The 15,058-nt window shown below is 63.0% G+C and carries 15 protein-coding genes; 11 read left to right on the top strand and 4 right to left on the bottom strand.

Features of this window, described 5'->3' with window-relative positions; genetic code table 11:
• Nucleotides 1-36: 36 nt before the first annotated feature.
• Nucleotides 37-1,095 (top strand): ABC transporter ATP-binding protein, encoded by a 1,059-nt coding sequence (locus tag PQR40_RS32480; RefSeq protein ID WP_408339637.1) that lies wholly within the window; start codon nucleotides 37-39, stop codon nucleotides 1,093-1,095.
• 9 nt (nucleotides 1,096-1,104) lie between these two features.
• On the opposite strand, the gene PQR40_RS32475 is transcribed toward PQR40_RS32480, so the two are convergent.
• Nucleotides 1,105-1,986, bottom strand: coding sequence for a LysR family transcriptional regulator (locus tag PQR40_RS32475; RefSeq protein ID WP_408339634.1), 882 nt, complete (start codon nucleotides 1,984-1,986; stop codon nucleotides 1,105-1,107).
• A 101-nt stretch (nucleotides 1,987-2,087) separates the two neighbouring features.
• Between PQR40_RS32475 and PQR40_RS32470 the strand changes: the two genes are divergently transcribed.
• Both PQR40_RS32470 and PQR40_RS32465 read left to right on the top strand, forming a co-directional pair.
• The gene (locus PQR40_RS32470) at nucleotides 2,088-3,008 is read left to right on the top strand and encodes a DMT family transporter (RefSeq protein ID WP_408229995.1); all 921 of its coding nucleotides are present in this window, start codon (nucleotides 2,088-2,090) and stop codon (nucleotides 3,006-3,008) included.
• Nucleotides 3,009-3,395: 387 nt separating this feature from the next.
• Nucleotides 3,396-5,534: a TonB-dependent receptor gene (locus tag PQR40_RS32465; protein ID WP_408510660.1), complete on the top strand. Its 2,139-nt coding sequence runs from the start codon at nucleotides 3,396-3,398 to the stop codon at nucleotides 5,532-5,534.
• Nucleotides 5,535-5,604: 70 nt separating this feature from the next.
• Here the strand turns inward: PQR40_RS32465 and PQR40_RS32460 are convergent, their stop codons facing one another.
• The 3 genes from PQR40_RS32460 to PQR40_RS32450 all read right to left on the bottom strand — a co-directional run bounded on the left by PQR40_RS32460 (nucleotide 5,605) and on the right by PQR40_RS32450 (nucleotide 7,725).
• Nucleotides 5,605-5,856, bottom strand: coding sequence for a Txe/YoeB family addiction module toxin (locus tag PQR40_RS32460; protein WP_408213307.1), 252 nt, complete (start codon nucleotides 5,854-5,856; stop codon nucleotides 5,605-5,607).
• Between the two features lie 7 nt (nucleotides 5,857-5,863).
• Nucleotides 5,864-6,160, bottom strand: coding sequence for a type II toxin-antitoxin system Phd/YefM family antitoxin (locus tag PQR40_RS32455; protein WP_408229989.1), 297 nt, complete (start codon nucleotides 6,158-6,160; stop codon nucleotides 5,864-5,866).
• A gap of 266 nt (nucleotides 6,161-6,426) precedes the next feature.
• Nucleotides 6,427-7,725, bottom strand: a complete 1,299-nt coding sequence (locus PQR40_RS32450; RefSeq protein ID WP_408230327.1) for an MFS transporter — start codon at nucleotides 7,723-7,725, stop codon at nucleotides 6,427-6,429.
• Nucleotides 7,726-7,917: 192 nt separating this feature from the next.
• Here PQR40_RS32450 and PQR40_RS32445 point away from each other — a divergent pair, with 192 nt between their 5' ends.
• Genes PQR40_RS32445 through mdcH form a run of 8 tightly spaced genes read left to right on the top strand, consistent with a single transcriptional unit; the run spans nucleotide 7,918 to nucleotide 15,017 of the window.
• On the top strand, nucleotides 7,918-8,691 hold the full coding sequence (locus PQR40_RS32445) for a GntR family transcriptional regulator (RefSeq protein ID WP_408229986.1): 774 nt from the start codon (nucleotides 7,918-7,920) through the stop codon (nucleotides 8,689-8,691).
• Nucleotides 8,692-8,699: 8 nt separating this feature from the next.
• Entirely contained in the window at nucleotides 8,700-10,370 is a 1,671-nt protein-coding gene (mdcA, locus tag PQR40_RS32440) for a malonate decarboxylase subunit alpha (protein WP_408510659.1), read from the top strand.
• Nucleotides 10,371-10,372: 2 nt separating this feature from the next.
• Complete coding sequence (locus PQR40_RS32435; RefSeq protein ID WP_408229980.1) at nucleotides 10,373-11,386, top strand: triphosphoribosyl-dephospho-CoA synthase; 1,014 nt, start codon at nucleotides 10,373-10,375, stop codon at nucleotides 11,384-11,386.
• Entirely contained in the window at nucleotides 11,374-11,688 is a 315-nt protein-coding gene (locus tag PQR40_RS32430; protein WP_408229977.1) for a malonate decarboxylase subunit delta, read from the top strand. Before PQR40_RS32435 ends, PQR40_RS32430 begins: the two co-directional genes overlap by 13 nt.
• The gene (locus PQR40_RS32425) at nucleotides 11,685-12,569 is read left to right on the top strand and encodes a biotin-independent malonate decarboxylase subunit beta (RefSeq protein ID WP_408229974.1); all 885 of its coding nucleotides are present in this window, start codon (nucleotides 11,685-11,687) and stop codon (nucleotides 12,567-12,569) included. The genes PQR40_RS32430 and PQR40_RS32425 overlap by 4 nt, the downstream gene beginning before the upstream one ends.
• Nucleotides 12,566-13,381 (top strand): biotin-independent malonate decarboxylase subunit gamma, encoded by an 816-nt coding sequence (gene mdcE, locus PQR40_RS32420; RefSeq protein ID WP_408510658.1) that lies wholly within the window; start codon nucleotides 12,566-12,568, stop codon nucleotides 13,379-13,381. The genes PQR40_RS32425 and mdcE overlap by 4 nt, the downstream gene beginning before the upstream one ends.
• A complete protein-coding gene (locus tag PQR40_RS32415; protein ID WP_408229968.1) occupies nucleotides 13,381-14,073 on the top strand; it encodes a malonate decarboxylase holo-ACP synthase in 693 nt (230 codons plus the stop codon). Before mdcE ends, PQR40_RS32415 begins: the two co-directional genes overlap by 1 nt.
• Entirely contained in the window at nucleotides 14,073-15,017 is a 945-nt protein-coding gene (gene mdcH / locus PQR40_RS32410) for a malonate decarboxylase subunit epsilon (RefSeq protein ID WP_408229965.1), read from the top strand. The genes PQR40_RS32415 and mdcH overlap by 1 nt, the downstream gene beginning before the upstream one ends.
• Nucleotides 15,018-15,058 lie beyond the last annotated feature (41 nt).

Below are 15,058 nucleotides of genomic sequence, written 5' to 3'. Positions count from 1 at the left end.
GCGCACCATCGCCCTGCTCCTAGACATCGGATTTTCATGAGCGAACTTCGTATCCGCGGACTGCAAAAATCGTTCGACGGCCATCCCGTGCTGCACGGTATCGATCTCTCCGTCGAGCGCGGCACGCTGCTCGCGCTGCTCGGACCATCCGGCAGCGGCAAAACCACCTTGCTGCGCCTGCTGTGCGGCTTCGAACGCGCGGATAGCGGCAGCGTCGAAATCGACGGCCGCCGCGTCGCCGGCGACAACCTGCATGTGCCTTCCGAGCAGCGCCGCATTGGCTACGTGCCGCAGGAAGGCGCGCTGTTTCCGCATCTTTCCGTGGCGGACAACATCGTGTTCGGTTTACCGCGCACGCAGCGACGCGCGCGGCATCGTGTGGCCGAATTGCTGGAGCTGGTCGGCTTGCCGGCGAACTTCAGCGGGCGGGCGCCGCAGCAACTGTCAGGCGGTCAGCAGCAGCGTGTCGCGCTTGCTCGTGCGCTCGCGCCGTCGCCGACGCTGGTGATGCTCGACGAGCCCTTCTCCTCGCTCGACGCCGCACTGCGGCTCGAAACACGGCAAGCGGTGGCGAGCGCCCTGGCCGCGGCCGGCGCGACCGCGGTGCTCGTCACACACGATCAATCGGAAGCGCTGTCGCTCGGTCATGAGGTCGCCGTGCTGTGGAACGGCCGGCTGATCCAGACCGCGACACCGGAGACGCTGTACCGCAGGCCGGTGACGCGTGAACTCGCCTCGTTCGTCGGTGAAGCCGTGTTGCTGCCGGGCGTGGTGAAGCAGGATCGCGTGAACTGCGAGCTCGGCGATTTGCCGCTGTGCGAGCCGATGGGCAACGGCGCGGTCGACGTGATGGTACGGCCGGAACAGATCCGTCTGCTGCGCGCCGAGGAAACGATGCCGAATGGCGTGGCGTCCTACGACGCCGTCGTGCAGGAGGTGATCTTTCAGGGGCAGGACGCAGGCGTCGCGCTGCAATTGCAGTCCGGCGCGCGGACCGTGGTGCGCGCTCGCGTGCCTGGATATCTGTCGCCGCGTCCGGGCGAACACGTGCGGCTCGCCGTGGATGGCGAGGTGACGGCTTATCCGCGAGGTTGAGCCGCGCAGTTAGGCCGCTGCCCCACGCGTCTGCGGCCGCAGCGACAAATCCTGCACCATCTGCGCGGCCAGATAATCGCATGTCGGCCGGTCCGATTTGGCGCTGCGCGCCACCACGATTTCCAGCGGTGCAATCTTCGGCAAGCCTTGCGCTTCGCCGAGTATCGCCAGCCGCGGCGGCACGCTGCAGCGCGTAAGCGCGATCACCGAAAGCCCCGCATCGACGGTCGCCACCAAACCCATCAGACTTGCACTGCTAAAAGCCGCCCGATAGCGGATACGCGCACCGTCCAGCGCCGCCAGCGTATGTTGGCGCGCCACACAGCCCGGCTCGTAAAGCCCGACCGGCAAAGGTGACGCCGCCAGCACCGGCGTATCCATCGACGCCCCCACCCACACCATCGGCTCGCTGCGTACGAATTCGCCGCGCAATTTGCGGTCACGCGTGACGAAGGCCAGATCGATCTTGTTATCGGCCAGCATCGGCGCGAGCGACGTGCTCTGCGCGCAGACGATCTCGATCTCCACATGCGGATACAGATTCGAAAAGCGCCGCAACACCGGCGACAGGAGCGACGACACGTAATCGTCCGGTGCGCCCAGCACCACGCGCCCGGTCACCTCGGGCCGCACGATCGCCGACCACGCTTCCTCATGCAACGCCAGCACACGCCGTGCGTATTCGAGCAGCGTATTGCCGGGCCGCGTAAGCGAGAGATTGCGCGTGGTGCGGGCGAACAGTGTGGTGCCGAGCATGGTTTCGAGCCGCTTGATCTGCATGCTGACCGCCGCCTGCGAGCGATGCACGGTCGTCGACGCCTTCGTGAAGCTGCCCGTTTCCACCACCGCGACGAAGGTTCGCAGCAAATCGACGTCGAATTCGGGGTGCATGATTTATCAATCCAGCTTATGGAATTACTCAATTTAATTCGTTTGTCCGTGCTGCGCAAGCCGCGCAATACTTGTGACTCCACCTCACGGAGCTGCTCGGCATGTCCCTCACCCAACGTCAACAAGGCGCTATTACGCTGGCCAGCGGCGGGCTTCTGATGGGCACGCTCGGCATCTTCGTCGAGGAAGCGCGACTCGGCGCGCTGACGCTGGTGTTCTTTCGCTGCCTGTTCGGTTTCCTGTCGCTCGCCGCGTACTGTGCGTGGAAAGGTTTCTTCACACGAGCGCATTTCACGCGGCGCACCGTCACGCTCGCGCTGATCTCCGGCGTGCTGATGGTCACGCAATGGGTCGGTTTCTTCGACGCGATTCATCGCACCAGCATTGCGGTGGCGACGGTGGTATTTCATGTGCAGCCGTTCTGGGTCGTGCTGATGGGCGCGGCGCTGTTCAACGAACGCCTCGGAGTCGACCGGCTCGGCTGGATCGCGACTGCGTTCGTCGGGCTTGTTCTGGCCTCAGGCGTTGCGGCTACCGAGAATCTGCAGGCTCACACGAGCTATCTGATCGGCATCGGTGAGGCGTTGGCGGGATCTGTGCTGTACGCGAGCGTCACGCTGATTGCCAAAGGGCTCGGCAACTTGCGGCCGCATCTGCTGACGCTCGCACAGTGTGCGGTCGGCGTGGTGTGCCTGCCGTTCATCGCGCCGCTGACTGCCGTGCATATCGGGCCAATGCAGTGGTTCTGGCTGGTGGGCATGGGCGTGCTGCATACGGGGCTGTCGTATGTGCTGATCTACGGCGCGCTGCCGAAGCTGACCACGCCGATCATCGCCGTGCTGTTGTTCGTCTATCCGCTGACGGCGATCGTGGTCGATGCCGTTGTGTATGGGCGGGCGCTGTCGCTGCCGCAACTCGCGGGCATGGCGTTGATCGTGATCGCCAGCCTTGGCGTGAATCTCGGCTGGCCGCTACTTTCGATGCTGCGCCCCGGCGCACGGGCGCGGCATCACGCGGATTGAGCATACAAAAACCCCGCAACTTCCATTCATTTCGCACAATCGAGAATAGTTCTCGTTTATAATTTCAAAATATTACAAGCCGGGCACTGATCCGGCTTCTGCTGCATCTCCCATCCCCACATCGACATGCCATTCCGAGGCAGCCGATGTCACGTCAGCGCATTTCACGCGCTGACACGCGGCGCCCCGGCCGTTTCAACTTCCGAATTCGTTCGATAGCAACAGGGGAATTCACCACTTCGTCTCGCCTGACCGACCACACGACCTCTGCGAGGCCGTGCGCGCCTGCTTGCGCCGTCTTTGCGCCCGCCTGGTGCTTTTGCATTACCGCTTTTGCTGTACGCCAAAACCAATAACACCACCGATCCACACTCGAAGAACGTTGCCATGAACGTCAACAAGAATACCTATCGCGCGCTGCTGCTCGCCACTTCTCTTGCCAGCGCCAAACCTTTGCTGGCGCAGGAAGCTACGCCGGCCGCCGGCACGACCGACAGCACGCTGCCCGCCATCGCCGTCAAAGCCGCGGCCGACCGCTCGTACGACTCGGGCACCTCGAACACCGCGACGAAGATGAATATGTCGTTGATGGACGTGCCGCAAACGGTCAACGTCGTGCCGCGCGCACTGCTCGACGAACAGAACGCGACCTCGTTACAGGACGCATTGCGCAATGTGCCGGGCATCGGCTTTTCGGTCGGCGACGGCCAGCGCGACCAGATCACCTTGCGCGGCTTCAACAACATCACCGATCAATACATCGACGGTATTCGCGACGATGCGCTCTACTATCGCGATCTGTCGAACGTCGAACGCGTTGACGTGCTGAAGGGGCCGGCGGCCGTGCTTTATGGACGCGGCTCGGCCGGCGGCCTGATCAACCGCGTACTGAAGAAGCCGACAGCGGATCCACAGCAAGCTGTGGGTATGACGCTCGGCACCGAAGGCGAACGGCGCGGCGAATTCGATCTCGGCTGGAATGCGAACGACACCGCGCGTTTTCGCATCACCGGCGCCGCCGAAAATTCGAACAGCTTTCGCGACCAGTTCCAGTTGAATCGTCAGGCCGTGGCGCCATCCGCGCAATTCCGTATCGATAAAGACACCACGCTCAATCTCGAAGCCGATTATCTGCACGACCGCCGCACCTCGGACCAAGGCCTGCCCGCCTACCTCGGCCGCCCGGTCAACGTGCCGATCAACACGTATTACGGCTCGGCAAACGCCGCGAACACGTCTTATAACGATATCGATGCGAAGAGCGCGACCGCGTCGCTCGATCATCGCTTCAACGATTCGCTGTCGTTGCACACCGCCGTGCGCGCGTACGACTTTTCGCTCGAACGCAAAAACTACGTCACGTATGAGCCGATCAGGACGGCGCCGAATCCGGTCGTCACGCTCGATCAAAGCACCCGCTTTCGCCAGGATCACGGCGTGGATGGTCTCTTCGAGTTGACGCAGAAAACCACGCTGTTCGGCATGAAGCACGAGTTGCTATACGGCGTTGAACTGTCGCAACAGCAGAAATTCGACACCATCTACTCGACCAACAAGGTCGCGACGTACAACCTGTTCGATCCGCAACTCATCGATTTGCCGGGCGTGAAGCCGGGCACGGCAGCGAAGACGAATGCATCGACCGTGCTGGGACTCGCCGGCGTCTATGCACAAGACCTGATCTCTCTGACCGAGCACTGGAAGATTCTCGCCGGCCTGCGCTTCGACTACCTGACGCAGACCCGCAACGACTACACCTCGGCGCACGTGAATCTGGACCGCACGGATCGCGCGTGGAGTCCGCGTGTCGGTCTGATTTACGAACCGCTCGACTGGGTGTCGCTGTACGCGTCGTATAGCCAGTCGTTCTCACCGCTCGCCGATACGCTGATCAGCAGCGGCGCGTTTGCCAACGGTTCGGCGCTGGCGCCGCAAAAGACCACCAGCTTCGAAATCGGCTCGAAGTTCGACCTGGGCCGCGCGAGCGCGAGCGTCGCGCTGTTCGACATGAAGCAGACCAATCAGCAGATCGCCGATCCATCCAACCCGACTTACGCGCTACCGATCGGCACGCAGCACGTGCGCGGGCTGGAACTATCCACGACGGGCGAAATCGCGCCGAAGTGGTCCGTGTATGCGGGCTATGCGTATCTGAATGGAAACGTCGATGGCTCGCCGCAAGCGAGTTCCGCGGGATTGGTGCTGCACGACAACACGCCAGGCTTGATGCCGCGTCATAGCGCAAGCGTGTGGATCAAGCGCGATCTAAAGTACGGTTTCTATGCCGCGGGCGGGGCACAGTTCCAGTCGGCGCGCTATACGTCAGCGAGCGATGCGGTCACGTTGCCTTCTTTCGTGACGTTCGATCTCGGCGCGGGGTATCACGGCAAGAACGTGGACGTGGCATTAACGCTGGATAACCTGTTCGACCGCAAGTACTTCATCGCGGCGCACGGCAACGCAGATATGTACAACATGCCCGGCGCGCCGCGCACGCTGACGGTGTCGGCAAGGTGGCATATGTGATTGTTGTAACGCGTGGCACGCGTTGATGCGTCAAACAAAAAAACCGGGCAACGTGCCCGGTTTTTTTGTTTTAGTCGTCGTAGTGGAAACGGCAAGCGATCACATAGACCTTTCCGTCTCTCGGCAAGTAGACCAGGCGATCAGCGTGAGTAATGCGTCTTGACCAGAAGCCGCTTAAGCTGCCGACAAGCGCCTCCGGTTTTCCGGTGCCGCAGTAAGGATCGCGCCGGCACTCCTCTAGCAGAGTATTGATTTTGCGTAAGACTTTGCGATCGGTTTCCTGCCAATACCGATAGTCGTCCCATGCTTCATCGGTGAACATAAAAACACTATCCGCCTTTGCGGCCTCCTCGTTGCGGCGTCTTTGTTTGTTCATCGGTCAGCAGTTCGCGCGGGGACGCACCACCGGCATTCAACTGGGCGATGGACCTGGCGAGCCGCTGGGCATTCTTCGAAGAACTCAGGAGATACAAAGTTTCTTGCATCGCATTGAAATCCTCGAGCGAAACCATGACCACATTTTCTCCGCTCTGCCTGGTTATCAGCATGGGCGTGTGATCGCGGCAGACGTCGTCCATCGCTTGCTTAAAGCCGGCACGCGCCTCGCTGTAAGTAAGGACGTTCATTCGTTTTCTCGATCTGAGAGGGTTTCCCCCAGTCGCTCCTTTCAAAAATTAGAGACGTTTCCACCGCCGAACAGAGTACCTGTACCCCGAAGGCTGCCAAATGTGAAGCGGCAGTTCACAGCAGCAAAACCGCATCGAACCACCGCAATCATTGTACGGAGTTACGTACAGATCAGCAAACCGAAAACTGCGCAGGAAGACGTCGTCTAATAATAGGAAGCATGCCCGCTAGCGATCGTGCGCGCCACTCAGCCAAACGGCCAACCTCATTGCGGCAACACCTCCCCCTTCGTCTCCGGCGCGAACGGAATCACGAACAAGCCGACGATAAACGCCACCGCCGTCAGCGCCACCGGCAGGCCAAGCGTATGCATATGCAGCACCGCCGCGCCAAGCAGGAAGTTGACACCCGCCCCGACAAACCGTCCAAACGACGTGCAGAACGCAAACGCCGTCGCCCGTACGCGGGTCTCGAACTGCTCCGGCAGCCACAAGCTGAACAGCGCGAAATTGCCGCCAAAGAAGCCCAGCACGCAGAGCCACGCGATAAATGGCGCGAGCCCATTCGGCAGATAGAACGCCCAGCCGAAACTGCCGACAATCGCCACCGCCATGCCGAGAAAGTAAATCGCCAGCGTCTTCTTGCGGCCGATCCGCTCCGCGAGCGGCGGCAACGCGAGACAGCCGAGAATCGTCGCAATGGAGAGCAAGCCGGTTGCCAGCGACGCCGTCCTGATCGCATCGTTCTTCGCCATGCCGGCCTTCGTCGCCAGTTGAATCACAGCCGATGGCTCGTATACCGCGCCCGCCCACAAACCGATGATCGCGATCGTCAGCAGAATGCACGCGACCCACGTGCGGCGCCGATACGCTGGCCCGAGGATTTCGCGCAGTGGTTTGGCGCGCACAGTGCCCGCCTCCGCCTTCTGCCACTTCTCCGATTCCTTCACACGCAGCAGCACCAGGATCGCGACCACGACCGGCACTGCGCCGGTCAGGAACATCGCGCGCCAGCCGTAATGCACGCCGATCGTGTAGTTGAGCGCCGCCGCAAGGAAGAATCCCGCGTAATAACCCGTTTGCAGATAACCCGCACCCATCTTGCGGCGATCTTCCGGCCATGCCTCGGCCACATACGTCCCCGCCAACGCCCACTCGCCGCCAATGCCGACCCCGGCAATGAAGCGATAGATGGCGAGCTCCCACACGTTGTGCGAGGTCGCGGCAAGTCCCGTGAAAATGGCGAACGTGAAAATGGTGCCCGCCAGCACCTTGGTGCGGCCGAAGCGGTCAGCCAGCGGCCCCCAGATGAACGACAGCCCCCAGCCGACCAGAAACAGCGCGAACAGAATCGAGCCGGCGAGGCCGACATTCGCGGGCGTCGCGGCGTACCCCGAACGCGGCAACAACTCGGTCAACGCCGGCGTCAACACAAGCGCGTAGATGAACGAGTCCATCCCGTCGAGCGTCCAGCCAGCCCATGCTCCCCAAAACCCTGCGATCTGCGAACGATTGAGCGGCGTGCGGCGCCGAACGACCGGCGTGCGGTCGGTTAGTGAATTCATCATGCTCCTCCGGCCCTGCGGTTGGCGTACATGGCGTATCTGGCTTTTATCAAGGGAACGACGAGACGCGCCCGTTAGTGGATCGATGTGCCCTGTGTAACGTGAGCGCGCACCGCGGGCCGCCGGTGGTGAAAAACTTTCCGGGTTTGCCCGCCTGCAAAGCGCACTTTTTTATATATAATATTTGATATTATGAGCGACGCAATAGATGGTTTTCCCCTGGACGCCCCGGCGCGCAGTCCGCTTCTACCCGCGGCGGCGCCGCGTGAGAGCACGTCCCGCGTCATCGCGGAGGCGCTGCGCGCGGCGATTGTCGACGGCACGCTGGCGCCTGGCGCGCCGCTGCGGCAGGACGCAATCGCGCGGCATTTCTCGGTCAGCGCCATTCCCGTGCGCGAGGCCCTGCGTCAGCTCGAAAGCGAGGGCTGGGCGAGAGCCGCCGTGCATAAAGGCGCGACCGTCGCGCCGTTATCGGCGGATGAGGCGCGCGAAATCTACGAAATCCGCTCCGCGCTGGAAAGCCTTGCCATCGGCCTCGCAATTCCGAATCACACCGCTGTCACGCTGCGGGAATCGACGAGCCTGTGCCGCGCCGCTGAACGCGAGTCGGACCCGTCGTTGTACGTCGCGCGCAATGTGGCGTTTCATATGAGCCTGTATGCGCCCGCGGCCCGTCCGCAACTCGAAGATATGATCGGCACGCTGCATCGGCGCGGCGAACGGTATCTGCGTCTGAAGTTCGGCTTGCCGTCGTACAAAGGCGAGTCGGACAATGAACACGCCGCCTTGCTCGACGCTGTCAAACGCCGTGATATTCCTGCTGCGCAGTCCCTGGTCGTCGCGCATCTGCTCGGCACCGGCGACCTGCTTCATCGTTTCCTGACCGAACGCGCGCAGGCGGAAGCCGCGCTTGCGAACCAACCCAAGCCGCGCGCCAAACGCGCGCGCACTACCACCGGGAGCTGAATCCGCCGATGAACCGACCCGCCGAAGCCGTCGAAGCGTCCACCACCGCACGTTCCTGGACCACGCGCCGCGACGAAAAGAACCGTCGCCTCGCGGCCATTGCGCCGTGGCTGGAAGACGGGGTCCTGCCGACAAACCGCATCGTCGATGCACTCGAAACGCTGATTCGACCAGGCGACCGCGTCGCGCTTGAAGGCGACAATCAGAAGCAGGCCGACTTCCTGTCCCGTTCGCTCGCCAAGGTGGATCCGCAAAAGATTCACGACGTGCATCTGCTGATATCGAGCATCGGCCGCCCTGAACATCTGACGCTGTTCGAGCGTGGTATCGCGCACAAGGTCGATTTCTCGTTTGCCGGGCCGCAGAGTTTGCGCGTCGCGCAACTGCTGGAAGACGGCCAGTTGGAAATCGGCGCGATCTATACGTACGTCGAGTTGTACGCGCGGATGTTCGTTGACCTCACGCCGCACGTCGCGCTGCTGTGCGCGGAGAAAGCCGACCGTCACGGCAATCTGTACACCGGCCCGAATACTGAAGACACGCCGACTATCGCGGAGGCCGCTGCGTTCCGGCACGGCATCGTAATCGTGCAGGTCAACGAGATCGTCGATGAATTGCCGCGCGTCGATATTCCGGGTTCGTGGGTCGACGTGGTCGTGCAGGCGGACAGGCCGTTCGCTGTCGAGCCTTTGTTCACGCGCGACCCGCGTCATATCGGCGACTTGCAGGTGCTCACCGCGATGATGGTGATTCGCGGCATCTACGAGCCGTATGGCGTAAGCTCGCTGAATCACGGCATCGGCTTCGATACCGCGGCGATCGAATTGCTACTGCCCACTTACGGCGAATCGCTTGGCCTGAAGGGCAAAATCTGCCGCAACTGGACGCTCAATCCCCATCCCACGATGATCCCCGCGATCGAATCGGGTTGGGTCGAAAGCATCCATTGCTTCGGCAGCGAAGTCGGCATGGAGGCGTACATCGAAGCGCGCCCCGACGTATTTTTCACGGGCAACGACGGCAGCCTGCGCTCGAACCGTGTGCTGTGCCAACTGGCCGGGCAATACGGCGTCGATCTGTTTATCGGCTCGACCTTGCAGATCGATGCAGACGCGAATTCATCGACCGTTACGCGCGGCCGCCTTGCCGGTTTCGGTGGTGCGCCGAACATGGGCCACGATCCGCGCGGCCGGCGTCATTCGAGCGAAGCGTGGCTCAAACTGCTGAAGGATCAGGGTCCGGTCTCGCGCGGACAGAAGCTGGTCGTGCAGTTGGCCGAGACTTACAAGAAAGGCGGTGAACCGACTTTCGTCGATGAACTCGATGCGGTCGCCGTTGGCGCGAAGAGCGGCATGCCGATCGCCCCCGTGATGATCTACGGCGACGACGTGAGCCATGTGGTCACCGAGGAAGGCATCGCGTATTTGCATAAAGCCGAAGGGATCGACGAGCGTCGCGCGGCACTCGCTGCCGTGGCCGGCGTAACGCCGATCGGGCTGCGCGCCAGGCCGGAAAAGACTGCTGAGTTGCGCCGGCGCGGCATCGTCGCGTATCCGGAAGATCTCGGCATTCGGCGCGGCGAAGCAAAGCGTTCGCTGCTGGCGGCACGCAGCATCGACGATCTGGTGACGTGGTCGGGCGGCCTGTACGCGCCGCCGGCTCGCTTCAGGAGCTGGTGACGATGGGCTCGCGCGAAGCTTTGCTCGAGCGTGAGGCCGACGCCGCGCCGGCAACTGATGTCGCCGTGCATTCGCACATCGCGCCGGCACGCCAGCGCGGCACGGTTTTGCACGCGGCAAGCACGGCAAATGGCCCTACGGTTACTGTACTAACGGCAACGTCCGATGCGCAACTCGCACGCTACGCCGTCACCGCGCTGATCGAAGAAGCGCAACTCACGCCGAAACCCGCGCTGGTCGACCGACGCGGCAGCGGCGCGCATCGCGACCTCGATCTCGCCACCATGCTGCGCTCGGCCCATGCGCTCGAACCGACCTTCGCGGCGCTTGCACGTGCAGCGCGCCGCCAGCGTGAACCTTCCGCGCTTTTGCGTGCTGAACTCGCACAGATCGGTCGCGCCGGCGAGCAGGACATGCTGCATGCCACCGGCGGTAGCAACGCGCATCGTGGCGCGATCTGGATCGTCGGGCTGCTGGTGGCGGGTGCGTCAATGACGGGCAACGCCACGCATCCGAAAGCATCGCACGTCTGCACGCTCGCCGCGCAGATTGCCTGCTTCCCGGATCGCTTCGCCGCTCCCGCCGATAGTCACGGCGAGCGAGCGCGGCAGCGCTATCAGGCAGGCGGAGCGCGCCGTGAGGCACAAGACGGTTTCCCGCACGTCATCGATATCGGTTTGCCTGCGTTACTTGCAGCACGAGCCGGTGGCATCAGCGAGAACGCCGCGCGCATCGACGCCCTGCTCTCGATCATGGTGTCGCTCGACGACACCTGCCTGCTGCATCGCGCGGGTTTGCCTGGTTTGCACGCTGCACAACAAGGCGCGCGCCGCGTCCTGCAAGCGGGCGGAAGCTCGACGACGGACGGTCACGCCGCCCTGGTCGAACTCGAGCATGCATTGCTGTCGCTCAACGCATCGCCCGGCGGCGCAGCCGATCTGCTTGCCGCCACCCTCTTTCTCGACATGCTGGCGCATCACGACGCCAGTGGGAGCTCTGCCTCATGGAACATCTGACCTTCGACTATCCGGCACAACGCGCCGTCACGACCCGCGCGCATGTCGGCGTGGTCGGTTCGGGCGATCTGGAAGTCCTGCTGTCGCCCGCTGAAAACAGCGCGGCCCTGAGCGCGCATGTAGTCGTGCGTACCAGTGTCGACGGCTATAGCCATATCTGGAAGAGCGTGCTCGACCGCTTCTTCACGCGCTACGACGGCGCCGCGCAGATCGAAATCAACGACTTCGGCGCGACGCCCGGGGTCGTCGCGCTGCGGCTTGCGGAAGCCATCGAAGCCGCGGAACAGGGAGACGACGCATGACGACCGTCACCATTGCACGTCCCGCGTCGATGCTGCACGAAAGCTTCATTGAATTGTCCGCGCGCGAACGCGCGCGCTCGCTGCTCGACGCCGGCACGTTCCGCGAACTTCTCGGACCGTTCGACAAGATCGAGTCGCCGTGGCTGCCGCTGCAAGGCGTCGTCTGCCAGGCGGATGACGGCTGCGTGATCGCGCGCGGCACCATCGACGGCGAGCCGGCTGTTGTTGCTGCCATCGAGTCCGCGTTCCAGGGCGGCAGCATCGGCGAAGTGTCCGGCAGCAAGATTGCCGCCGCGCTCGAAATGGCCCTGCGCGACTGCGAACGCGGCAAGATCGTGCGCCCTGTCGTCCTGTTCGAAACCGGTGGTGTGAGACTTCAGGAAGCCAACCTCGGCCTCGCGGTAATCGCCGAGATTCAGGCCGCGATTGTCGCGTTGCGTCGGCATGTGCCGGTGGTTGGCGTGATCGCGGGCATGGTCGGTTGCTTCGGCGGGATGTCGCTGGCCGCCGCCTTGTGCTCGTATCTCGTCGTCACAAAGCAAGGGCGGCTCGGCATGAACGGCCCCGAAGTGATCGAACAGGAAGCCGGCATCGAAGAACTCGACGCGAGCGATCGGCGTCGCGTGTGGCAGTTGATCGGCGGCGAACAACGGGCTGCGACCGCGCTCGCCGATCAACTGGTCGACGACGATGTGGATGCCATACGCGCCGCCGTGCGTTCAGCATTCACGCAAGGCGTGCCGGCTGCGCATCGCAGCGAACAGGTCGACATTTTCCTTAACCGTCTCGCGCAGATCGACCCGGCCAGCGTCACGCCGGAGACAATGCGTGACGTGTACAACGCGCACGCCCAGAACAACGCGCGCAAGGAGCAGGCATGAACGACATCATTCTCAGCCGCGGCGCGCGCTGGTTCCATGCTCTGGCCGGCGAACCGTCCGGTAAGGCACCCGTATGGAGCGGCGATGCGTCGCTCGGCGGCGAGACCGCGCGCTTCATTGCGGTCGTCCCCGATCCAGACAATCGCTTTCCGCGCGCGACCGATAACGTCGTCGGCCTCGAACAAGGCTGGCAGCTCGCGCGCGCAGTACGCGAGGTCATCGCGCAGGACAAAGCGAGCGGCACGCGCCGCCCGATCGTCGCGATCGTAGATGTCAAAAGTCAGGCGTACGGCTATCGCGAAGAAATGCTCGGCATTCACCTCGCCTGCGCCGCTGCGGTCGACGCCTATGCGTCGGCGCGCGACGCCGGGCATCCGGTGATCGCGCTGATCGTCGGGCCCGCCATGTCGGGCGCGTTCCTCGCGCACGGCTATCAGGCCAACCGGATCGTCGCGCTCGACGCGCCCGGTACGATGGTCCACGCGATGGGCAAGGAAGCGGCCGCCCGCGTCACACGGCGCACCGTCGAAGCACTCGACGCCCTCGGCGAAACCATCGTGCCGATGTCGTACTCGATGACGTCGTTTGCCAAACTCGGTCTGCTCGATCAACTGATCGAAGGCGTCGACGCCGATGCACCGGATGCCGCGCAAATCGAGCGCGTGCGTCAGGTGCTGACCAAACAGATTCACAGCGCGCGCGATGGAAGATCCGATCTTTCACATCGTCTGGAATCGGCTGCGGCTCAAACGAATTGCGCGGCGTCGATCGAAGTGCGACGTCGTCTCGCCGAACAATGGGATGCCGTGTAATGCACGTCTGCGCAGCGCCGCCGTTTGCAAGCAATCACGCAATGTCGTGCGACGCGCGGTGGCGGCCGCATGATTTGCTGCGCTTGCATCGTTTGCCGCCGTTTGACGGCGAACCGGCGTGGGTTCGCGGGTCTTTCGAGCGCGCGCCGTATGCCGTCGTAAGGCGCGCGCCAGCCGCTGACGGCTTCGTTGCAGTCGGCTTACGCGGTGCGGAGCGGTCGCAGCGTTACGGCACCTGGGTGCATCTGGACGATATCGAAACCGCCGTGCCGCCGGAAGCGTTAGCGCAACGCAGCCCTCTTGCGGAGCGCGCCGCGTTGCCTGCCTTTGCGGCCCTTGTCGCATTACAACGCGACATAGCCGGTACATTGGTTGGGTTTGTCTGGGGACCCGCCGGCAGCACAGGCTTCGAACTCGCAACTCAGGCACCCACGGTCACTTTCTCCAGCGATCTCGATCTGCTGATCCGCGCACCTGAAAAACTCTCGCACCACGCTGCCCTTCAGTTGCTGAACTATCTGCAAGCAATCGCACAACGCGCCAGCATTCGCGTAGATGCGCAACTGGAAACGCCCGCAGGCGGAATTGCGCTGGCCGAATGGGCAGCGGGCAAGGCACGCGTGATGGTGCGCCACGCTCGCGGCCCGCAACTGATTGCCGATCCGTGGGCACCCGCTCACGGCGATGCCTGATGCTTGCCCTTCTGTTTCCCGGCCAGGGCGCGCAGTCGGACGGATTCCTGCACCGTCTGCCGCAGCACCGCACTGTGCGTGACACACTCGAAGAAGCGTCTCAGGTGCTCGGCATCGACGTACTCACGCTCGACAGCGCGGACGCGCTACGCTCGACCGTAGCCGTTCAGATCGGTTTGACAGTTGCGGGTGTGGCTTTCACGCGCGCACTGGCAGACGAACAGCTCATGCCTGAGATCAGCGCGGGTTTGTCGGTGGGCGCGTATGCAGCGGCGGTAAGCTGCGGCGCGGTTCACTTTGGCGACGCGTTAAAGATGGTTCGCAAGCGCGCAGAATTGATGGAGACAGCATACCCGTCCGGCCACGGTCTCGCGGCCGTGTCGGGTTTGACCGAACACCAACTGGAAACACTCGCCGCGCAGCACGCGGATGTGGATACGGGCAATCGACGCGTCTATGTTGGCAATGTGAATGCGCCGCGCCAGATCGTCATGGCGGGGGCGAATGATGCGCTGGACACGTTCATCGAACGCGCTCTGGCGGCAGGCGCACGCAAAGCCGTCCGGCTTGCGGTAAGCGTGCCGTCTCACTGCGAACTGCTCGCGCATGCCACGGATGAACTGGTTGCATACGCACAGGAGGTACCTTTTCATGCGCCTCAAAGCATCTACATCGGCAATCGCGGCGGCCGGCCTTTGTACAAGGCTCAAGCTATTCGCGACGATCTCGCGACCAATATGCGCTACACCGTACGTTGGTTCGACGCGCTCACCGTCATGCAGGAAATGGGCGCACATGTGCTGATCGAAGCGCCGCCGGGCCAGGTATTGACGGACATTGTGCGTGAGAACTGTCCAGATACCACGGCGCTTGCGGCGAGTGCCTTCTCGTTCGACAAGCTGGTCGCTACGGCGCGTCGGCGCCTCGGCATGGATGGGCTTTAGGACGCGGCCTCGCCATTGCATTTGAATTCCGTCTGCTGAAG

The organism is Paraburkholderia sediminicola, from assembly GCF_046026855.1.
Lineage (GTDB): Bacteria > Pseudomonadota > Gammaproteobacteria > Burkholderiales > Burkholderiaceae > Paraburkholderia > Paraburkholderia sediminicola_A.
This window is presented reverse-complemented; position numbering and strand designations above follow the sequence as displayed.